General features: G+C 55.5%; 4 protein-coding genes and 1 pseudogene. 2 read left to right on the forward strand and 3 right to left on the reverse strand.

What is annotated here, in order from left to right:
• A pseudogene (locus ABZ194_RS30025) lies at positions 1 to 171 on the forward strand (IS30 family transposase); the annotation flags it as partial.
• The gene (locus ABZ194_RS30030; RefSeq protein ID WP_355600390.1) at positions 152 to 475 is read left to right on the forward strand and encodes an integrase core domain-containing protein; all 324 of its coding nucleotides are present in this window, start codon (positions 152 to 154) and stop codon (positions 473 to 475) included. The pseudogene ABZ194_RS30025 and the gene ABZ194_RS30030, both read left to right, overlap by 20 nt.
• Before the next feature lie 73 nt (positions 476 to 548).
• Here ABZ194_RS30030 and ABZ194_RS30035 read toward each other — a convergent pair whose 3' ends face one another.
• From ABZ194_RS30035 to ABZ194_RS30045, 3 genes are all read right to left on the reverse strand, one after another.
• Positions 549 to 1,172, reverse strand: coding sequence for an ATP-binding cassette domain-containing protein (locus ABZ194_RS30035; RefSeq protein WP_355600391.1), 624 nt, complete (start codon positions 1,170 to 1,172; stop codon positions 549 to 551).
• Between the two features lie 44 nt (positions 1,173 to 1,216).
• Positions 1,217 to 3,298, reverse strand: coding sequence for a hypothetical protein (locus tag ABZ194_RS30040; protein ID WP_355600392.1), 2,082 nt, complete (start codon positions 3,296 to 3,298; stop codon positions 1,217 to 1,219).
• 416 nt (positions 3,299 to 3,714) lie between these two features.
• Complete coding sequence (locus ABZ194_RS30045; protein ID WP_355600393.1) at positions 3,715 to 4,077, reverse strand: lactococcin 972 family bacteriocin; 363 nt, start codon at positions 4,075 to 4,077, stop codon at positions 3,715 to 3,717.
• Between the last annotated feature and the right edge of the window lie 790 nt (positions 4,078 to 4,867).

Raw genomic sequence — 4,867 nt, forward strand, 5'->3', positions numbered from 1 at the left:
TACTTTCCCAAGGGGACCGACTTGAGCAGGCACGCTCGAAGCGACCTCGACGCCATCGCCGCGACCCTCAACGCTCGCCCCCGCAAGAGCCTCGGCTGGAGAACTCCGGCCGAAGCTTTCAACGATCATCTAAACTCGGTCCTGAGCAGCAGTGTTGCGACGACTCCTTGAACTCAAGCAGTACATGTCAGCCGAGTTCGCCAGGCTCTGCGACACGAACGGGATCCGCCGATCGAGCGGCAGGACCGGGACATGTCTGGACAACGCCCTGGCCGAGGCGTTCAACGCCACCCTCAAGCGGGAGCTGCTGCACGGCAGGAACAAGCGACGCTGGAGTAATGAGGCCGAGGCCCGGACCGAGGTCTTCCGCTGGATCGCCTGGTACAACAACCGGCACAGGCACTCGGCGATCGGGAACATCCCTCCCGCCGTCTACGAAGATCGGCTCGCTAGGATGGCCGTACTGGCTGCATGAAACCGGGTGTCCACGCCCCAGGGGAACGCCACAGCTGCGTCACCAGCGCGCTCTGGAGCCTGGAAAGGCCATACTACAGTTCAAGTTGCGTATCGCAGGCCTTTGCAACCTGCTCATTGTGCGTCGCTATGAGCACCGCACAACCAGAATCCGCCATTTCCCGAAGTATTTGCACGACCAATTCTGCATTCCACGTGTCGAGTGATCCCGTAGGTTCATCAGCTAGCACGATTGAGGGGCGTTTCACCAGCAGTCGAGCCAACGCGACTCGCTGCTGCTCACCACCACTGAGAATGAAGATCTTGTCCCTGAGGCGCCCATCCAAGCCAACCTGCTTCAAAACGCTTCCGTACGACTTCCGCGCCGCCTTCTTACTGCCTCTCACTACAGCAACATCAAGATTATCGCGCACCGAGGCATGCTCGATGAGGGCGTAGTTCTGGAAGACGTAACCAAGGTAAGCTCGTCGGAACCTTCTCGCCTGACGCGCATTGTGAGTCGCCACGTCTTGGCCATTGACAATAATCCGGCCTTTGTCTAGCCGGTCAAGAAGCCCTATACAATTCAATAGAGTAGACTTCCCGCTCCCACTTCGGCCAGTAATAGCCAACATCTGACCTGTGTCGACCCCGAAAGTAAGATCGCTCCAGAGCGTGTGCTCCCCTACCGATTTGGTGGCACCCTCTACTAACAGCATCAGTATTTCCTTTACGTGCCGAACGACCTTGAGGTAGCTGCAAGCTAAGATCCAGCTGCTGCGTTTCGGCCGACCCGTTTGCCGAGGATGCCGAGAACGCCAAGACTCCCGCAGAGTCCTACGAAGACGACTATCGCGGCCAGTACAGGCTCCCAGCCATTCACCGACATGATCTCTTCAGCTACGGAAGGTGGCATTGTTCTGGGCGCCCCGTGCTGACGGAACCGCAACCGTTCGAGTGTATCGTATGCAACATACGCAACAAACGAAATTATCAAGCCAACCTCAACCGCGATAAGGCGGACATGAACTCTAACAGCCGGCCAACCGAACAAGCTTTGCGCAAAGATGCGTTGAGCATTTTTCTGCACGTATAGATGGCTCATCCCAATTGCTGACAGCATCACAATCGCCACGGCTATCATCAAATTGATCATCATAAACCAGAATCGAACGGAAACGTCCCTGTTTTCGTAAGCGGCCCGTAATGCGATAGGCTCCACACCATTGATGTAGGTTTCAAGTGCACTGCCGCGCATAGCATTCTTTACGAAGCCGGGGTCTGGGAAGATGACCGATGACTGGCTAGCATAGGCTGCATAATCGATATCAGTCAGGATGTTAGACGCGGGGATGATGACAACGACGGGATCTACGAGTATCGGATTTCCCGCCTCGGCCGCACCGGATCCATAGGTGAAGAGTCGCTGTCCGGCTAACGCCATCGACACCTCGATAGGTGGCGCCGTAACACCGTGTTTTCTGCTAAGGAAATCAATCCAACGAGTCATGGCTCGAGTGATTCGCTCTTTGTCGGGCGCTAGGTTCGGTGGAATTAGGACCCGGGCTAGATTTATTTTCGAATCTCTTAGGACTCTTTCTCCGGATAGTTTCTGCACTTTCTGCTGAACGAGATAGGTGCCATTCACCGTCAGCACCTCGCCATAGGGCGCATATTCTGGAATGAACTCGTTGAGCATACCTCGGTGAGAGAGGACTGCACGGCCGTTCCGATCCGCCTCGCGTATCCAAGCACCCACTTCGCGGAACTGCCGGTCGCTCTCCTTATCGAGTGCTCCATTCATCGAAATCCGGACCGCAGAACCGGCAGCGCTGAACCACTCCTGGCTTTCTTGCTTGCCGTCCAATGTCTGCCAAGTGACCAACAATGCAGACGCTACGGTCAGCGCGACGCCTGCTGAGAAAATCCGGATACCGAACATGCCAATGATTGCCTGCTTGGCCGGAACTTCACCTTTTATGGCGGTGGGGATAGGCACCCTAGAAGCGAGCAGTAGCGCCAGCACATGAGTCATGAGAGCAAGTGCGATCAAGACCCCGAGAATGCCAAACCAGATCCAGAGGTAGAAGTCAAATCTATGCAGCCGGTTGTATGCGAACAGCGATACCCCCACCGCCAGCATGCATACACCTAAGCTACCTGTAGCGAACGTTGCGACCATCTTAAGATCGCGTCCCGCGATTCTCGCGAAACTGCGCCCTTGCAGCCGTTGAATTCCGTACGACTTGCAGCTAAATACAACAGCTAGCAAGACTAGACAGATGATGGCTCCGCCGACGGCAAGGAAGCACTGAAGCGGCGCTCCATAGAAGAAAGCGTATACCGTCATTACGGTAAGCGGCGGTCCAAGCGTGGCCGCAAGCCCAGAAGAATGTATCTCGTCCTGAAAGGATCTTATGACGCTTGCATCAACGTGATCACCGAAAAGAAAATAGTAAGCGCGTGGGTCAATCTCCGCAGCTGCTGCCATTGGAAGCACCGAGATATCCGCGTCGGTATTGAACGCTGGATATCCCAAGCGAAGCCATCCAGCCGAATCGTCGTTCTGGTCACCTACGGAGAGGTAGAGTACTCGCTTTCTGAAGTCACTCAGATCGACACCCAGTCGGCCAATATTGATGGTTTTTTGCTCGGCAAACTTTTCCAATCGATAACTTAGCGATTGTTTTGCCGATACCTGCTTTGCGTCGTCGACACGAATCACTGCATTTGCGCCGATGATGATATCCCCATCAACCCTATGCACAAGGCTAAAAGCCATCACTGCAGAGAATGAAATGGCCATTACATATGCAAGCTTGATGCTGCGGGGCAGCAAAGCCATCTCCCTGTGTTAGATATCAGCGGATAATATTTTAGGGTGAGCTGATCGTATACGCTAGCGGTCGCCTTAGACGGCTTTTCTTCGGAAATTCCTCGGTGTGAATTCGGAATGGTTTAGGGTAATCTTGATGAAAACACCCAAAAGTCGCCAATGGTATCTTTATGATGGCTGCCCGCCAGGGGCGTGGCACGATAGTACCAACGCCACCGCCCCTGGCGGGCAGTGAAGGCGAAGCTCCGGCCGCGCTGGACGCCGCGGCCGTTATCTCCTCTTCGACGACAAGAGCTACTTCCCAGCGTGAGGGCTAGGATGGCCGACAGGAATGGTCGATCTCCAACCCCGTTTTTGCGAGGGGAGGCCACGGCGAGCTTGGATTCCTCCGTTTCGGGACTCACCGACATCGCCCGAACGTCTGGTCAGGGGCAAACGCCGCCAGCCTCGATCCTGTAGTAGGTCTCGTTATTGAAGCTCGACATGGCGACGCTGGCGCGAGACCAAGACCCGGGATTCGTGTTTGGCGATCGAACGGTCCGGACGCCTACCGCCGTAGAACCGTGGCAGTCACTGGAGTGGTAGTAGTCCGACCAGGTGTATCCCGTGCCAGTGCCGTGATCCCAGGTCCCTCCTTCTGGAGGGTAGGTGATCGTCGCCCAGGCGGCCGTAGCCATTAAGACGGACGCCACGAACGTTGCTCCGGCGAGAAGTTTCGCCCGCATGCTCATAAATCCTCCTTGTGGGGGTAATGCCACTCTAAGCATCCAGAGAGATGATAGAGGCATTAATGAGGCTTTCCGGTTGATGGTCGCATAGGCTGCTTACATCCCGCAAGGTGCATGTTGTGACAATCTCCTACATTGCTTTTCTCTTTGAACGCGCAGTAGAATAAGAGATAAACCATGACATGGCGTCGCCTTGTCATTTCGCAAACTTGCTGCCGATCGTACGAAAGAAGCGTTCCGGGCAGCTAAGAGGACCGGTTACGAGCTGGTGCCATGGAAAGAGGGGAGCCTAAACGTCTTCCTCATGATGTGGTCTTGGCGAAGTGCGTGTAGCAGTGCGCTCACTCAGAGCTGGCTCCGAGTGCGTGCAACTGATGCCGGTCACATCCTTTTCCACGTATCCCTTAGCGCAACGCCTTCCTGAGCTTGGCGTCTTGGGCCCGCCACACCAAGGGCAGGATTCTGGGGGGCGGAATATTACGTGAGCCTCTGCGCGGCAGACCGACCGCAAAGGCAGCGAATCGCCTCCATGAACCACTACCGTGCATTCTGAAACCCCCTCAGGGTGCGCTGGTGCCGAGAAGGGTCTTCAGGCGCCTCTAGCAGAAAACAAGGACGATCAAGGTTCAATCTGATGGATCGTCGAAGACCTGTCAACATTGAGATTGTGACTTACCTGACACTATAAGTAAGGAGTCGAAGGCTGGCGTGATCATGCCCGCTGATGACCGGCTATTAGATGAACTACTCCGGTGCTCAGAAGGTGTTTGAGAGCTGATCGCCAACCTCACCGGACCCATTCGAGCGGCCGTGGCCCGGGTCGCTGAGCAGGGCACCCTCGGGTGACTCG

The organism is Streptosporangium sp. NPDC006007, assembly GCF_040614315.1.
In the GTDB taxonomy this organism is placed as follows: Bacteria; Actinomycetota; Actinomycetes; order Streptosporangiales; family Streptosporangiaceae; genus Streptosporangium.

What these genes read in the sequence shown, in the direction of transcription:
- ABZ194_RS30040 (WP_355600392.1), bottom strand. Translation starts at nt 3,298, where the DNA reads ATGGCTTTGCTGCCCCGCAGCATCAAGCTTGCATATGTAATGGCCATT.
- ABZ194_RS30035 (WP_355600391.1), bottom strand. Translation starts at nt 1,172, where the DNA reads ATGCTGTTAGTAGAGGGTGCCACCAAATCGGTAGGGGAGCACACGCTC.
- ABZ194_RS30045 (WP_355600393.1), bottom strand. Translation starts at nt 4,077, where the DNA reads ATGCCTCTATCATCTCTCTGGATGCTTAGAGTGGCATTACCCCCACAA.